Origin of the sequence: Oscillibacter valericigenes, from assembly GCF_021531915.1 — a bacterium.
Taxonomy (GTDB): domain Bacteria; phylum Bacillota; class Clostridia; order Oscillospirales; family Oscillospiraceae; genus Oscillibacter; species Oscillibacter valericigenes_A.
The window spans coordinates 1-13328 of record NZ_JAFBIV010000008.1 but is presented as its reverse complement, the minus strand read 5'-3'; the positions used below and the strand labels follow the sequence as shown (position 1 = coordinate 13328).

17 protein-coding genes are annotated in these 13328 nt (G+C 63.3%); 2 read left to right on the top strand and 15 right to left on the bottom strand.

Going from position 1 to position 13328, the window contains the following annotated elements:
- Positions 1–14: 14 nt before the first annotated feature.
- From JQM66_RS07035 to JQM66_RS06965, 15 genes are all read right to left on the bottom strand, one after another.
- Entirely contained in the window at positions 15–563 is a 549-nt protein-coding gene (locus tag JQM66_RS07035; RefSeq protein WP_235229180.1) for a hypothetical protein, read from the bottom strand.
- A 981-nt stretch (positions 564–1544) separates the two neighbouring features.
- Positions 1545–2423, bottom strand: coding sequence for a polyprenyl synthetase family protein (locus tag JQM66_RS07030; RefSeq protein WP_235229179.1), 879 nt, complete (start codon positions 2421–2423; stop codon positions 1545–1547).
- A 2-nt stretch (positions 2424–2425) separates the two neighbouring features.
- Entirely contained in the window at positions 2426–2662 is a 237-nt protein-coding gene (xseB, locus tag JQM66_RS07025; RefSeq protein ID WP_235229178.1) for an exodeoxyribonuclease VII small subunit, read from the bottom strand.
- Entirely contained in the window at positions 2659–3861 is a 1203-nt protein-coding gene (gene xseA, locus JQM66_RS07020; RefSeq protein WP_235229177.1) for an exodeoxyribonuclease VII large subunit, read from the bottom strand. Before xseA ends, xseB begins: the two co-directional genes overlap by 4 nt.
- A 690-nt stretch (positions 3862–4551) precedes the next feature.
- Entirely contained in the window at positions 4552–5001 is a 450-nt protein-coding gene (gene nusB, locus JQM66_RS07015) for a transcription antitermination factor NusB (protein ID WP_235229176.1), read from the bottom strand.
- A gap of 27 nt (positions 5002–5028) precedes the next feature.
- Entirely contained in the window at positions 5029–5406 is a 378-nt protein-coding gene (locus tag JQM66_RS07010) for an Asp23/Gls24 family envelope stress response protein (protein ID WP_235229175.1), read from the bottom strand.
- A gap of 107 nt (positions 5407–5513) precedes the next feature.
- Positions 5514–6077, bottom strand: coding sequence for a SpoIIIAH-like family protein (locus JQM66_RS07005; protein WP_235229174.1), 564 nt, complete (start codon positions 6075–6077; stop codon positions 5514–5516).
- A gap of 23 nt (positions 6078–6100) precedes the next feature.
- A complete protein-coding gene (locus tag JQM66_RS07000; protein ID WP_235229173.1) occupies positions 6101–6601 on the bottom strand; it encodes a hypothetical protein in 501 nt (166 codons plus the stop codon).
- Positions 6602–6605: 4 nt separating this feature from the next.
- Complete coding sequence (locus JQM66_RS06995) at positions 6606–7082, bottom strand: stage III sporulation protein AF (RefSeq protein ID WP_235229253.1); 477 nt, start codon at positions 7080–7082, stop codon at positions 6606–6608.
- Complete coding sequence (locus JQM66_RS06990; RefSeq protein ID WP_235229172.1) at positions 7082–8158, bottom strand: stage III sporulation protein AE; 1077 nt, start codon at positions 8156–8158, stop codon at positions 7082–7084. Before JQM66_RS06990 ends, JQM66_RS06995 begins: the two co-directional genes overlap by 1 nt.
- Positions 8155–8544, bottom strand: coding sequence for a stage III sporulation AC/AD family protein (locus tag JQM66_RS06985; RefSeq protein WP_235229171.1), 390 nt, complete (start codon positions 8542–8544; stop codon positions 8155–8157). Before JQM66_RS06985 ends, JQM66_RS06990 begins: the two co-directional genes overlap by 4 nt.
- A 2-nt stretch (positions 8545–8546) precedes the next feature.
- Positions 8547–8741, bottom strand: a complete 195-nt coding sequence (gene spoIIIAC / locus JQM66_RS06980; RefSeq protein WP_235229170.1) for a stage III sporulation protein AC — start codon at positions 8739–8741, stop codon at positions 8547–8549.
- 9 nt (positions 8742–8750) lie between these two features.
- Positions 8751–9245: a stage III sporulation protein AB gene (locus tag JQM66_RS06975; RefSeq protein WP_235229169.1), complete on the bottom strand. Its 495-nt coding sequence runs from the start codon at positions 9243–9245 to the stop codon at positions 8751–8753.
- Positions 9239–10153 carry a stage III sporulation protein AA gene (locus JQM66_RS06970; RefSeq protein ID WP_235229168.1) on the bottom strand — a complete coding sequence of 305 codons (915 nt, stop codon included), beginning with the start codon at positions 10151–10153 and terminating at the stop codon, positions 9239–9241. The genes JQM66_RS06975 and JQM66_RS06970 overlap by 7 nt, the downstream gene beginning before the upstream one ends.
- A gap of 118 nt (positions 10154–10271) precedes the next feature.
- A complete protein-coding gene (locus tag JQM66_RS06965; protein ID WP_235229167.1) occupies positions 10272–11258 on the bottom strand; it encodes a D-isomer specific 2-hydroxyacid dehydrogenase family protein in 987 nt (328 codons plus the stop codon).
- 117 nt (positions 11259–11375) lie between these two features.
- Here JQM66_RS06965 and JQM66_RS06960 point away from each other — a divergent pair, with 117 nt between their 5' ends.
- Both JQM66_RS06960 and JQM66_RS06955 read left to right on the top strand, forming a co-directional pair.
- Positions 11376–12266, top strand: a complete 891-nt coding sequence (locus JQM66_RS06960) for a LysR family transcriptional regulator (protein WP_235229166.1) — start codon at positions 11376–11378, stop codon at positions 12264–12266.
- An 85-nt stretch (positions 12267–12351) separates the two neighbouring features.
- Positions 12352–13200, top strand: coding sequence for a hypothetical protein (locus tag JQM66_RS06955; RefSeq protein WP_235229165.1), 849 nt, complete (start codon positions 12352–12354; stop codon positions 13198–13200).
- The last annotated feature ends 128 nt before the right edge of the window (positions 13201–13328 follow it).

Genomic DNA, 13328 nt, shown 5'->3' with positions numbered 1-13328 from the left:
GTGTTGCCTTTCTTTCAGCGGTGGAAAACATGGAGGAAGCGGCCGGCACAGTAGACCACTTTGGTACTCTGCTTCATGGCGAAGGTCTTGCCCAGGGCCTTGCCGCCGATGGTCAGGCCGGAGATCAGGGCGGTGACGGCCACGGAGAGCAGCACGGAGCGCAGATCCAGCGCCGTCTGGAGCTGCACCACGATGACGGCGGCGGTGGTACCGGAGACGATGCCGCAGATGTCGCCCACCACGTCGTTGCAGACGCTGGAGACCTGGCTGGCATTCCGCAGCAGCATCAGGGACTCCTTGGCGCCCTTTTCCTTGTGGGCAGCCATGGAGTGAAAGGGTCTGGGGTCGGCAGCGGTGACCGCCACGCCGATGATGTCGAACAGGATGCCCAGGCCGATGAACATGGCCAAAATCAAAACAGCGACTGCCACGCCCGCGCCCGCCAGCATCGACTCCGATGCCAGACTGAGCACTGCGGACAGGGCGACCGCCATCAAAAAGACCGTAAAGGCCCAACGGTATGGAGAGACTGAACCGCTCTTTTTCTTCTGTGTTTTTTTCAAAGGAACCTCCAACCGGGTTTGGTATCACAAATTTCATGCATCTGTATCCTCCTTCCTTTCCTCTCGGGGCCTCCGCGCGAACCCAGCGAAGCGGATCGCGTGGGGAAAGGAGGAAGGAATGGAGCGTGCGCAGCTTTCGCCATCCGGCGGAAGCGGAGCGCAGCGAAATTTTTTCCGACGTGCTAAGACGGCGGCGGCAGAAAAAGTAAATCTTACGGCTTAGGTACGGGTTGGTTTTCCCCATGGCGCACCTCTCGTTGCCGATGGAGGCGGTTCCCCCTTCGGCGCCATGGCACAGCGTTGCCAGTCAGCGCTACCCGATTGCCACTTAGTCCGCACTGCAATCCTTTTTCTGCCCCGCAAAGACAGCCTAGGTGATTTCCACTACAGTCTGTCCGTTTCTTTAGCCTCTTTTGCAGAGACGGTTTCAGAGAGCAGGGGGCCGCCATGCTCCGGCCGGGAGCGAAAACGGCCTGACCTCTCATTCACCAATCCCCACGCAAGGCAGGCTACATCTGCACACAGCGTTACGGCCCGGGATGGCCGATGCACCGCATTGCAGGTTCATCATCTGCTTCGTACACAGCTCGGAAATACCGCGATGGGAGTACGGCTGTGCACAAGAACAGGTCTCCACGGAAACAGGGTCGGGGTAACCATGCCATTGGAAATCGCCCTGAGTCCGCAAGCACGCATGGCGTGCTTCCCCCCAGCACCCACCCAAAACTGGGCGTATCAAGCAGGCACCAGAGGTTTCATCGGTGTGCCCTTCAGAGGATTTTTAGGCCCTCCCTAGGAAACGGCAGATCTGACTAGAATACTGCGCCGCCGCTTAGCGTGATTCAGTATAGCACGGTTTTTATAAATATACAACATATTCTGTATATACAAATTGTGAATTTTTCGATGCAGGCTATTTAACCCGCCGCAAAAAGGATGCCGGACCAGGCACCCACCCGTCCGGCACACATCGTTCATTGTTTATTTGTTCCGCTCCGCCAGGCTGTCCGCCAGCTCCGCCAGGAAGCCATCGGCATCCAGGGCTCTCACAGCAGCCTTGGCCTTCTCCGTGCAGTCCAGCACCTTCCGGTCACAGGCCTCCAGACCCAGCAGGTCCACGTAGGTCACCTTGCCCTCCTCCTTGTCGGAGCCGATGGGCTTGCCGAACTCGTCCGCATTGCCGATGACATCCAGCATATCGTCCCGGATCTGGAAGGCCAGCCCCAGCTGGTAGCCGTATTCCTCCGCAGCGGCCAGCAGCGCCGGGTTTCCCCCGGCGGCAGCCACGCCCAGCTTGCAGGCCCCGGCGATCATGGCGCCGGTCTTCAGGTGGTGGACCTCCCCCAGCTCCTCCTCTGTCTTGGGGGCGTGGAGGGTGTCGATGACCTGGCCTGCCACCATGCCGTCGGCCCCGGCGGCCTTTGCCAGGATCAGGGCACAGTCCGCCCTCTGCTCCGCCGCCAGACCGGGGGCGGTCAGAATGATCCGGAAGGCTTCGGGCTGGAGGGCGTCTCCCGCCAGGACGGCCAGTGTCTCGCCGTAGACCTTGTGGTTGGTGGGCTTCCCCCGGCGCAGGTCATCGTCGTCCATGCAGGGCAGGTCGTCGTGAATCAGGGAATAGGTATGCACCAGCTCCAGGGCGCAGGCCACGGGGACGGCGGTGTGCCAGTCCAGACCCGCCAGCCGGGCGAACTCCAGCGTCAGCACCGGGCGGATGCGCTTGCCGCCCGCCAGCAGGCTGTACCGCATGGATTCATACAAATCCGCCCAGTGGGGCTTGTCCGAAAACAGACCGTTCAGATACGCTTCCACCGCTTTCCGGTATTCATCATACCGGGCGTCAAAGGCTGCTTTTTCCATGTTCAGTCCTCCTCCGTTTCAAAGGGCAGCTCCACAGGGGCACCGTCGGCGCCCTTCATCAGCTTCACCACCTGCTGCTCTGCCTGGTCCAACTGTTTGGAGCAGGCGGCGATCAGCTTGGTCCCCTCCTCAAAGAGGGCCAGGGAATCCGCCAGAGGGGCGTCGCCCTTCTCCAGGGCCGCTACGATCTCCTCCAGCCGGGCCAGCTGCTGCTCAAATGTCACTTTCTTCGCACTCATGGATGTACCTCCTCCACTGTGGCGGTCAGGCCGCCCTCTCCCAGGGTCACGGTCACCCGGTCGCCCGGTGCCGCGTCCTGATAACTTTTCAAGATCTGCCCCGTCTTATTCTGGGCCATGGCATAGCCCCGGCCCAGCACCTTTAAGGGGCTCATGGCGTCCAGGGACGCCGCCAGGGCGGCAAAGCCCTGCCGCTTCCTGGCCAGCTGTCCGGCGGCCAGGTCGCCCAGCCGCTGCTGAACGTGGACCAGCTCCATCCGCTTGTCCTGGACGTAGGCCAGGTGGTCGGTCATGACCCGCTTTTGGGCCAGGGTCTCCAGCTTTTCCCGCAGGGCTTCCAGCCGAGCGGTCTCTTTCTGCTCCATCCGCTCCCCGGCGCCCCGGAGCCACCGCAGCAGCTCCACCTGATCCGGTACGGCGATCTCCGCCGCGTTGGAGGGGGTGCTGGCCCGGGCGTCCGCCACAAAGTCGGAGATGGTCACATCCGGCTCATGGCCCACAGCGGAGATGACCGGGGTCTCGCAGTTGTAAATGGCACGGGCCACCCGCTCGTCGTTGAAGGCCCACAGGTCCTCCATGGAGCCGCCGCCCCGTCCGGTGATGATCACGTCGCCGATCTTCCACTTGTCGGCGTACCGGATGGCCCCGGCGATCTCCGGCGGGGCCTCCGCGCCCTGCACCCGGACGGGCAGCAGGATGACTTTGGCGATGGGATACCGGCGGCGCAGAATACGGATCATGTCGTGGACCGCCGCGCCGGCGGAGGAAGTGACAATGGCGATCTTCTCCGGGTAGGCCGGCAGGGGCTTCTTGTGAGCGGGGTCGAACAGGCCCTCATCATACAGCTTGGCCTTCAGTTGCTCGAAGGCCACCGCCAGGTCGCCCACGCCCTCCGGGGTCATGGTATTGCAGTAGAGCTGGTAGGCGCCGTCCCGGGGAAAGACCGTGACCCGGCCCGTCACCAGCACCTTCATGCCGTTCTCCGGCCGGAACCGGAGTTTCATGGCGGCACTCTTGAACATGACGCAGCGGATGGCGCCCTCCGGGTCCTTCAGAGAGAAGTAATGGTGGCCGGAGGGATACATTTTATAGTTGGAAAGCTCGCCCCGGACGCAGATGTTCTGCAGCATGGGCTCGCCATCCAGCAGGAGTTTGACCAGATTGTTCACTTCGGTGACGCCGAAGATGTGGTTTTCCATAGAGGCCTCCTTTGAGGGTGTCCCCCTCTCGGGGGACGCTGGGGGTGACGCCCCCCATTTCTCTTTCTCTTGGAAAGAGAAACGGGCCGCGCCCGGTCCAAAGAGAAAGCGCTTTTCGGCGCAAATACAGCGCCATTGGCGCCTTTTTGCTTCCAAACGAGAGTAGTTGCAGTCGGTGCAGTGCAAACTTGCAGGCTCGTACCGAGTGCGCTTTGGTCCCGGGGAACAGAGAACTGCTTCCCCGCATTTGTGGGTATAGGTACTGCTTTCGGAGTGGATATCGTATGGTCTCGGCGTCTCTTTCCGCTGCCGCTGGCCAGGGGTGCCGGGACAGCGCGTAGCGAAGCGGAACGCGCGGGGCCAGAAAGACAGGCCTTTCGTCGCCCCCCCCGAAAGCAAGTCGGAACCCTCCGCATGCGGCGGCAGGCGATTCCGGTTCCGCCTGTGTCGGGCGCACCCGGTACAGGCTTCCACATTCGCACCGCACCGGCCACGACAACTTTCGCATTTGCGGTCAACTTGACACAAGCGTGTCAAGTTGATCCGCCCAAGCGCCTTTCTTTTCCACCGCTGCGGCGGCGACTTTTCTTTCGGCAAGACGAAAGAAAAGTGGGGCCGCATCCCCACCCATACCTGTCAGGTATGGAAAAACGGGACAGAGTCCCCCCCTGCCCCGCTCTGCCGTTTTTCTTATTCTCCGATCTCCTGCCGCACAAAGCTGCCCAGGATGCCGTTGATGAACTTCACCGTCTCCGGCGTCTCATACTTCTTGGCGATCTCCACGGCCTCGTTGATGGCGGCGCCGTTGGGGATGTCCGGCATGTACAGCATCTCGTACATGGCCACCCGCATGATGGCGGAGGCCACCAGAGGGATACGGGCAAAGCTCCAGCCCTTGGAGTACTTGGCGATATAGCCGTCCAGTTCGGCGGCGTGCTCGTTGACGCCCTTCACCAGACGGCGGATATAGTCCGCCTGCTTGGCGTTGGGCGCTTCCGTATAGATGGGGTCCTCCTCCGCCAGAGTGGAGAAGGTGTCCGCCGTCAGACGTTCGTCCAGCAGCGTGTCAATGGGCTTATCCGTAAAGCTCAGCTCATAGGAAAGATGGATGGCGATCTCCCGCGCGGTGTTCCGTACCATAAAGCAACTCGTCCTTTTCTCTCTCTTTTACGCCAGGGTCACGCCGCCCACGTGGATGTTGACAGCCTCCACAGGACAGCCGGTCATGGCCTCCACGGCGGAGGACACGGCCTTCTGGGCATTTTCCGCAACCTCGGGGATGGGATGGCCGTACTGCACGGTCAGGTACAGGTCCAGCACCAGCGCGGCGCCGGTCATATCGATCTTCACGCCCTTGGCGCCCTTCTGGGCGTTCTTCTTGTTGGTCACCAGGTCTGTGACGCTGCCGCCCAGGTTGGTCATCATGCCGGAGACGCCCTCCACCTCCCGGACAGCGCCCACGGCGATGGCGGCAATGACCTCCTCAGAGATGTTGATGCTGCCGTTTTCCTCGGGCATGGTCATGTATTCCTTGCTCTCAGCCATTTAGATTCTCCTTAATTCGTTGTATAAACGATACTGGTTCACATATCTGGTTAGATATTGTACCATGAAGCCGGAGAAAATACAACAGCTAAATCGAATTTGTGCGGTCAATCCGCTGCCATGATCTTGATGCCGCTGGCGTCCAGTCCCGTCTCGGCCTTGGCGATGTCCGTGATCTTGGCCACGTCCTCCGCCGTCAGCTCCCCGGAGCCGGTGGACACCACCACGCTGATGCTCTCGTCCCCCATGAAGGCCACGCAGTCCTTGTAGCCCTTGGCTGTCACCAGATTCTCGATCTGGGCCTCCTTCAGCGTATAGGCCGCCAGGACCTGGATGCTCTCGCTGGCCTCGTTGGCGGTGGCGGTGTCGGCGCCCTCCTGCTCCGCGGCGTCCTTCAACAGGGAGATGGCGTTGTCCCGGGCCTGCTGACGGGTGAGCCGGGCAGAGGCAAAATAGTCCGAGCCGGTGTAGACCGCCTCCTCGTCTGCCGCTCCCTCAGTATCTCCCTCCTGGCCGGAGACCAGGGTGGCCTCCCCCAGCAGCTTGCCCCCTGCCTCCTGGGCGTCCTTCACCGCGTCTTCCCCGGAATATTTCCAGTTCAGCGCCACCGCCGCGCACACCAGGATCGCCATGGTGGCCACAACCACATTCCGTTTCCATTTTCCACGCATCTTGTTCTTCCTCCTCCAAATGATCACTGCCATTTTGCCACGGTGACGCGGTCGGCAGACAATCCCGTCAGCGCCGCCACCGCCTCCGTCACCGCCAGCTTCACCTCCGCCCGGTCGCCCCCCTGGCACACCACCAGGGCTCCCCGGTAGGTGGGATACACCGTCCGGACCACCACGGTCCCGTCTCCCGCCGCTCCGTCCACCAGCACGGTCTCGGAGCGTCTGGAGTAGTCCTCCGGCGCCGCCGTGGAGCCGCTGTACGCCAGCTCCGTGTTCTGGGCCAGCTGCCGCTCCCCGTCGGAATCCACCGTCAGCAGCACCTTCACCTGTCCCACGCCGCTGATGGTGCCCAGAATCTCCTCCATGTCCGCCTGCAGGTCCCGCTCCGCCGCGGCCAGCGCGGCGGCTGCGGGCGTACTGATGGTCGTAGCGGTCGTTTTCTTCCCACTCGGCCATAGCAGCAGCCCGACGCCGATCAGCACTGTCAAACCCACGAACTTGTATTTGTCCCATAGCTTTCGCACTCCTTCAGTTTTCCCCTTCATGCCATACCTGCCTCTCCCCCGGGATGCCCAGTTCCTCTTCCATGCAGGCTGCCAGGGCCGGGGACCTGGGTCCCCACAGCTCCGCCTGCCAAGGCACCGGGACGCCGTCGGTGCCGGGTTTTGCTGTAACCTGCACTTTCACCGACAGCCCCAGCGTGTCTGCTTTGTCCGATATATATGCGGCGGTCCGCTCCTCTATGATTCCCGCCAGTTCCGCTTCCCCGGCGGCTGACAGTTCCTCCTGCCGCTGCCCGATGGCTCGCTCATAGTCCTCCAGATGCAGGTCCAACCGGCTCAGGTCCGCCCCCAGCACCGGCCGCAGCAGCACCACCAGCAGGATCAGGCCCCCGGTAAAGGAGGCGATCTTCCGGATGCTCCCCTCCGGGACCAGGGTCTGAGCCACAGACAGCAGCATGCTCACTGCCACCAGGGAGGTGAGCCACTCCCGCAGCGCCCCCATCACGGCACCACCGCCGCCACGGAGGACAGCACCGACACCAGCAACAGCAATGCACAGGCGCCAGTCATGCCCAGCACCAGGCCGAAGGCGCCCCCCAGGCCGTCGATAAGCTTGCACAGGCCCGGTGCGCCGATGGCCGCCGCCAGAAAGGCCGTCAGCTTATAGAGGAGATACTGGACCCCCAGCTGCAAAAAGGGGTAGGCGCAGGCCGCCAGAATGGCCAGCATCCCCACAAATCCGATGGTATTTTTCAGCATCCCGGCCCCCACCAGCACCGTTTCCGAGGCCTCGGCAATGATACCGCCCACTACCGGCACCACCCCGGAGATGGCCGCCTTGGTGACCCGCACCGCCGCGCCGTCCGCCGCGCCGGAGATGACCCGGGCCACGGAGAGATAGACGGTGAACACCAGCAGCGCGGTGGTCAATATCCAGGTGAGGATTTTTTTCAATCCCTCCGCGATGGCCCCCAACCGGCTCTCCGGCAGGCAGGCAGCCGCCGCCAGGGCGCCGATATAGAGATACACCATGGGCAGCAGCAGCCCGTCCACCAGGTTTAGCAGCAGGTCCACGAAAAAAACCGTGGTCACCTGCTGCACGGTGGCGGTGGTCACCGCCCCGGAGGCCGCCGTGGCCGCCGCCAGGGTGGGCAGCAGGGCTTTGGAGAAGCGGTTCAGCTCCCCGATGGTCTCTGCCCCCAGGCCCATAAGGGAGTCCAGGCTCCCCGCCGTCAGCAGCGTGACGGACAGGGCCCCCGCCATGGGCAGGAACAGGGCGCTTTTTCCCCCGGCTCCCTGGGAAAAACCCTCCACGGCGGAGCAGAGGACCACCACCAGCAGCACCGACGCGGCTCCCCGGGTCCGCTGCCGCAGGACCTCCCCCACCTTGCCCTTCATGTCCTCCAGGATACGGCCCACTCCACGGGCAAGGCCGCCCGGGTCCGCCGGGTCCGCAAACACTATAAGGTCCTCCGTTTCCTCCGGCAATGCCTTCAGCAGGTTCCGGGGCACCTCCGCCGCGCTGGCTTTTCCCATCAGGAGAACGGCAGCCAGCAGTAAAAAGACCCATTGTTTCATTCCATCAGCTCCAGCAGCAATGTCAATACCGCCCGCAGCAGGGGCAGGGCCACCAGCAGGGCGCAGACCGCCCCCGCCGTCTCCACCACGGCCCCCAGAGCGGATTCCCCGGCGTCCCGGCAGAGAGTGCTCCCCACCTTCACCACCAAGGCAATGCCCACGGTCTTGTACAGGGGGACGAACAGGTCCAGAGAAACGCCGCTGCGCTCCCCCAGCTCCGTCAGGAAGGACAGCAGCTCCTCCAACGCCCCCGCCAGATACAGCAGCACGGCAGACACGGCGGCCAGGGTCAGCAGCAGCGCCAGCTCGGGGCTGCCCCGCCGCACCACCACCGCCAGCAGCGCCCCCACCACGCAGAGGGCCGTGATCTGGAACACCTGCTCCATGGCTAAAACCGGAACAGGGTCTTGATGAGATCAAACAGGTCGCTGATCTCCTGCACCAGGATCATCAGCACCACCACCAGACCCGCCAGGGTGGTCATCATGGCCTGCTCCTCCCGTCCGGAGCGCACCAGCAGCTGGTTCAACACCGCCACCAGAATGCCGATAGCGGCGATCTTGAAAATCAGATCCACATCCATACTTGTCCCTCAAATCAGTAAAATCACCAGCAGCGCCGCCCCGGAAAAGCACAGGGCCGCCGTCCGCCGGTCACGCTCCGGGCGCTGGCGCTCCAGCTCCTCGATGCCCCGTGCCAGGTCGGTAATGACAAGGGATATCCCCTTACAGATGCTCTCCTCGTCGCCCCGGAGGGTAAGATTCTCCAAAACCTCCCGCTCCCGGGGCGCCAGGGGCAGCAGCCGCACGCCGTCCCGCCACACCGTCTCCAGTCCCTCTCCCTGCAGGGCCGCTTCGGCGGACCGCTGAAACAGGGCGGCGGTCTCCAGCCCCCGGCAGTCCGACCCCAGAGTCTCCAGCAGCAACGGCAGCGGCGTCCGGGCCATGCGGATCTCCTCCCGCATCCGCCGCAGGGCAGACAGCAGGTCCCCCAGGGCCGTCCGGGTCCGCCGCCGCTCCGCCAAGGCGATCAACCAGTACAGCGCTCCTCCGCCCAGCACGCAGACGCTTCCCAACAGCTTCAGCATGGCAGTTCCTCCACTTCATAGGCCCGTCCCCCGTCGGCCCGGGTAATGCGGACCGCCATGCGGAAGACCCGGTCCTCCAGCAGCCGGCGGTACAGGGGCTTTTCCAGCAGCTCCGCCACATCCGCCGCGTGGACGGTGGCCAGCAGCCGCACGCCGCACCCGGCCGCCAGGGACATAGCCTTCACATCCTCCGGCACCGTGATCTCGTCCACGGCGATGACCTGGGGGTTCATGGCCCGCAGCACCAGAGGGATGCCCAGGGCCTTGGGGCAGGCGTCCAGCACATCGGTCCGGGGCCCCACGTCCATCTGGGGCTTGCCCCGGTACATGACCGCCACCTCTCCCCGCTCGTCGATGAGAGCCACCCGCCGGGGACCGTATGGCTCCACCCCCTCCGACAGACGCCGCACCAGGTCCCGCAGCAGGGTGGTCTTGCCGCCGCCTGGGGGTGAGAGAATCAGCGTGCTGCAAAGCTCTCCGTCCCGGAACAGCTCCGGGGCCAGAGCGTCGGCGATCCCCGGCTGCTGCCGGGCGATGCGCACCGCCGCCGAGCAAAAGTCCTTCAGCGTGGTGTTGACGCCGTTTTTCATCACCGCCGTGCCGCACAGCCCCACCCGGAAGCCTCCCCGCACGGAGAGATAGCCCTCCCGCAGGGTCTCCGCCGCCGCGTAGCGGGAGAATTCCGTGGCGATGTCGCAGAGGGTGTCCAGCTCCTCCGGCTCCACCACCGCGTCCAGCGGCACCTCCCCCGACGGCAGCAGCACCGTCAGGGACTGTCCGGTCCGCAGGCGGAATTCCTCCGCCGCTCCTTTCTGGTCATCCGGCAGCGCCATGGCCAGCTTCCGCAGCCGCACCGGCAGCACCGATGCCGCCTCCTCATACCGCAGGACTTTCTGCTCCTTTTTCAAGGGCGTCCCCTCCCTGTTCATTCGTTGCTCCATCCTATGAGGGCTCGTCCCGCTGTATGCCACGGTTTTTTCCACGAAAAAAGCGGCTGTCCAAAATGACAGCCGCTTCTGTTGCGTCTCATTTGTTCAGTTCCGTCTCGCAGCGCTCCCCCTGGGCCATCTCCCAGATGCCCCGGATGCCGCAGCGCACCATGCTGGTGACGGCGGCGTCGGTGTAGAAGGCCATATGCTGGGTCATGATGACGTTGCGGAACTGGTGGAGGTAGAACCAGTTCCGGTTGGGGAGGATATCCGTGCGGTGGTCCTCATGGATGATGCCCTCGTCCCCCTCACAGGTGTCCATGCCCAGAGCGCCGATCTTCTCGCTCTCGATGCCCTCCACCAGGGCCTCGATGTCCGCCAACTCTCCCCGGGAGCAGTTCAGGATCACCACGCCGTCCTTCATCCTGGCGATGGCCGCCCGGTCGATGATGTGGCGGTTGGAGTCCAGCAGGGGCATGTGGAGAGAGATCACGTCGGCCTGGGCCAGCAGGGTCTCGAAGTCCACGTAGGTCACCAGTGGCTGCACCGCCGGGTTTTCGTACTTGTCGAAGGCGATGATGCGGCAGCCGAAGCCGGAGAGGTTCCGGACCACCTGAGCGCCGATTTTGCCGGTGCCGATGATGCCCACGGTCAGGTCCTTCAGCTCCCGGCCCTGAAGCCCCTGCAAAGAGAAGTCGTTGACCTGTCCCCGCCACATGGCCTGCTTGTAGTGCCGCAGGCACATGAGCAGCAGCATCACCGTGAAATCCGCCACGCCGTTGGGGGCGTAGCTGGCGTTGCAGACCCGGATGCCCACCTGCTTGGCGTGGACCAGGTCGATGTGGTCATAGCCCACGGTACGGGTCGACAGGTACTCCACCCCCATGGCCCGCCAGGCGTCCAGCAGCGCGGCGTCGATGCGTCCCTGTCCCAGGATGGAGACCCCCAGGCAGCCCTCCGCCAGTCGGGCATTTTCGAGAGCAGGCACCTCCGCCGTCACCGCCAGTTCCACGCCCAGCTCCCGGCTCTGGCGGTCCAGCTCCGCCCGCTCGTCCTGCCGCACCTCGTACACCATGATCTTCATTGCCAGCTATCTCCTTTGTCAATCATCATTCGTGATTGTAGTACAGGAAAGTTCGCCTTGCAACCGCCGGTTTTCGATGCTATCATAAGAAAAAATGATACTTCAGGAGGGGCACCCATGAACATCAACCAGCTGCGGTACTTCGTGGCGGTGGCGGAGCAGCGCAGCTTCACCAAGGCCGCCAATCAATATTACCTGTCCCAGACCGCCGTCACCCAGCAGGTGCGGGCTCTGGAGGAGACCCTGGGGGTCCAGCTGCTGGACCGCAACAGCCGTCCCGTCTCCCTGACCCCCGCCGGGGCCGTGTTCCTGACGGAGGCCAAGGCCATTCTGGAGCGGATGAATACCGCCGTCAGCCGGGCCCGGGACGCCTCCACCGGGCTGGTGGGCTCCGTCCGCATCGGCTACACCAAGGGCTACGAGCGCAGCGACCTGTCCAACAAGCTGCGGGCCTTCCACCGGGACTATCCCAACATCCTGCTGACCTGCTTCCGCTGCGACACCGACATGCTGGCGGCGGGATTGCTGAACGGCGAATACGACATCATCTTCACCTGGGACAGTACCAACATCCGCCAGGAAAGCCAGGTGGAGCTCCGCATGGTGGAACGGGCCCGGCTGGTGGTGGCCCTGTACGGCAGCCATCCCTTCGCCCGCCGCACCGCCCTGCGCCGCTCGGAGCTGAAAAATGAGACCATCCTCTTCATGACCCCCTCCAGCACCGGCGCCTCCTTCGGCGACGACCACTTCATGCAGCTCTACCAGCAGGCGGGCTACCTCCCCAACATCCTGCTGCGCTCCAACGACGTGGAGAGCATCCTGATGATGGTGGCGGCGGAGGAGGGCATCTCCATCCTCCCCGCCTACTGCACCGACAAGCTGACCAACGCCGACAACCTGATCTTCGTTCCCCTGATTGGTGAGGAGGAGACAGAGGACATCCTGGCTGTCTGGCGGAAGGACGACCCCAGCCAAGCCCTCCAGCACTTCCTGGAGCGGGTGCTGTAACGTTCCGCACCCTTTCCGGGCCATTGCATACACTGGATTGAAAGAAGCCTTTTCTTTCATCAGCTACTTATTAGGAGGTATTGCAATGCCCGAGAAAGTTATGCCCGGTCCCGTGGAGGACGCCAGCGGCATCCGTGAGGCGGTTTGCATCCATACCCGAAAGATCTATGATTCCTGCCGGGACAAAGATTGTATCGAAGACCTGCGGTTCTATCCCAAGCTGCAGTATGTGGATGTCATCAACCGTGCACTGTCTGTGAAGGGCGGCTGCGCCCATCTGCTGTACGTATACGTGGACGTGGAGCCCGTCAGCTTCAACCGGGGCTTCTACACCGTGGATATGCGGTTCTTCTACTCCGTATCCCTCCAGGCCTACCTGAGCAGCCCGGTGCCGGTGACGGTGGAGGGCCTGTGCGTCTTTGACAAGCGGGTGCTCCTCTTCGGCAGCGAGGGGAACGCCAAGATCTTCTCCTCCGAGCTGCGCACCGGAGAGCCCGATCTGCAGATGATGCGCCGGGCCAACGCCCCCGTGGCCGTGGTGGAGGCCGTGGACCCCATCGTGCTGGACGCCCGCCTGATGGAGGGCTGCGGCCGCCGGGACTGCGACTGCGACCTGTGCGAGGTCCCCACCTTTGTCAACAACTGCTTCGACGGGGAGCTGTCCAGCGGCGACGACTCCCGCCGCATCTATGTGACCCTGGGTCAGTTCTCCATCGTCCGCCTAGAGCGGGACTCCCAGCTGCTGATCCCGGTCTACGACTACTGCATGCCCGAAAAGGACTGCACCTGCGGCACCGGCGGCAGCTGCAACGAGGACCCCTGCAGCATTTTCCGCAACATTTCCTTCCCGGTGGGTGAGTTCTTTCCCCCCAACACCATCCGCAAAAACGACGATTACGAAGGTGCCAAATTCTGCGGCGCCTGCGGTCAGTGAGTAAAAAGACAGCCGCCCGATTTGAAGTGACCCCGAAAAGTTAGACAATAATTGAAATCAAAAATTGTTCAAGCAACCGAGAGGGCTTGTTGTCTGTGAAGTGCAGGCGGCAAGCCCTTTAGCGTTGC

Coding starts and splice junctions, on each gene's coding strand:
- JQM66_RS06965 (WP_235229167.1), bottom strand. CDS start 11,258: ATGAAGATCATGGTGTACGAGGTGCGGCAGGACGAGCGGGCGGAGCTG.
- xseA (WP_235229177.1), bottom strand. CDS start 3,861: ATGGAAAACCACATCTTCGGCGTCACCGAAGTGAACAATCTGGTCAAA.
- JQM66_RS07010 (WP_235229175.1), bottom strand. CDS start 5,406: ATGGCTGAGAGCAAGGAATACATGACCATGCCCGAGGAAAACGGCAGC.
- JQM66_RS06975 (WP_235229169.1), bottom strand. CDS start 9,245: ATGCTGAAGCTGTTGGGAAGCGTCTGCGTGCTGGGCGGAGGAGCGCTG.
- spoIIIAC (WP_235229170.1), bottom strand. CDS start 8,741: ATGGATGTGGATCTGATTTTCAAGATCGCCGCTATCGGCATTCTGGTG.
- JQM66_RS06960 (WP_235229166.1), top strand. CDS start 11,376: ATGAACATCAACCAGCTGCGGTACTTCGTGGCGGTGGCGGAGCAGCGC.
- nusB (WP_235229176.1), bottom strand. CDS start 5,001: ATGGTACGGAACACCGCGCGGGAGATCGCCATCCATCTTTCCTATGAG.
- xseB (WP_235229178.1), bottom strand. CDS start 2,662: ATGAGTGCGAAGAAAGTGACATTTGAGCAGCAGCTGGCCCGGCTGGAG.
- JQM66_RS06990 (WP_235229172.1), bottom strand. CDS start 8,158: ATGAAACAATGGGTCTTTTTACTGCTGGCTGCCGTTCTCCTGATGGGA.
- JQM66_RS06955 (WP_235229165.1), top strand. CDS start 12,352: ATGCCCGAGAAAGTTATGCCCGGTCCCGTGGAGGACGCCAGCGGCATC.
- JQM66_RS06995 (WP_235229253.1), bottom strand. CDS start 7,082: ATGGGGGCGCTGCGGGAGTGGCTCACCTCCCTGGTGGCAGTGAGCATG.
- JQM66_RS07030 (WP_235229179.1), bottom strand. CDS start 2,423: ATGGAAAAAGCAGCCTTTGACGCCCGGTATGATGAATACCGGAAAGCG.
- JQM66_RS06985 (WP_235229171.1), bottom strand. CDS start 8,544: ATGGAGCAGGTGTTCCAGATCACGGCCCTCTGCGTGGTGGGGGCGCTG.
- JQM66_RS07005 (WP_235229174.1), bottom strand. CDS start 6,077: ATGCGTGGAAAATGGAAACGGAATGTGGTTGTGGCCACCATGGCGATC.